This window comes from Oleiphilus sp. HI0079 (genome assembly GCF_001635105.1).
This window is the reverse complement of the sequence record NZ_LWFT01000327.1, coordinates 1-488: the sequence shown is the minus strand read 5'-3', so window position 1 is coordinate 488 and position 488 is coordinate 1. Positions and strand designations below refer to the sequence as shown.

Below are 488 nucleotides of genomic sequence, written 5' to 3'. Positions count from 1 at the left end.
GCCGTCCTCTACTCGAGCAAGGATCTCAGGTGACGAGCCAACAACATGAAAATCGCCCAAGTTTAAAAAGTACATATAAGGTGACGGATTCAAACACCGCAATGCACGATACAAGTCTAGCGGCGCAGCCTTGAAAGGAATCGACATACGCTGCGCAATAACCGTCTGCATCACATCCCCTGCAAGGACGTAATCTTTAATCTTATCCACGGCCGCTTCGAACTTCTGTTGCTCAAACCCCGAGACGAAATGCCCTTCTTGGACGTCTTCATCCTGCTCTGGGCGAGAGGGCGACTTCGCCTGCACTGTCCGTAAACGATGCACCAGAATGTCGAGGACAGAATCCGCAACTTCATAGCTGCCTTCAACACTTGGATCTTCGTGATGAATCAGAATCAACTTGCCGCTCAGGTTATCGAACACGACGAGCTGATCACACACCATCAATAAAATATCCGGCGTTCCCAGTGGGTCCGGTGGGCAGGAGT

1 protein-coding gene is annotated in these 488 nt (G+C 50.8%); it reads right to left on the bottom strand.

Features of this window, described 5'->3' with window-relative positions; translation table 11 throughout:
- Positions 1-488, bottom strand: a 488-nt coding sequence (locus A3750_RS04580) for a chorismate-binding protein (RefSeq protein WP_197474888.1), incomplete at both ends; no start/stop codon positions are given.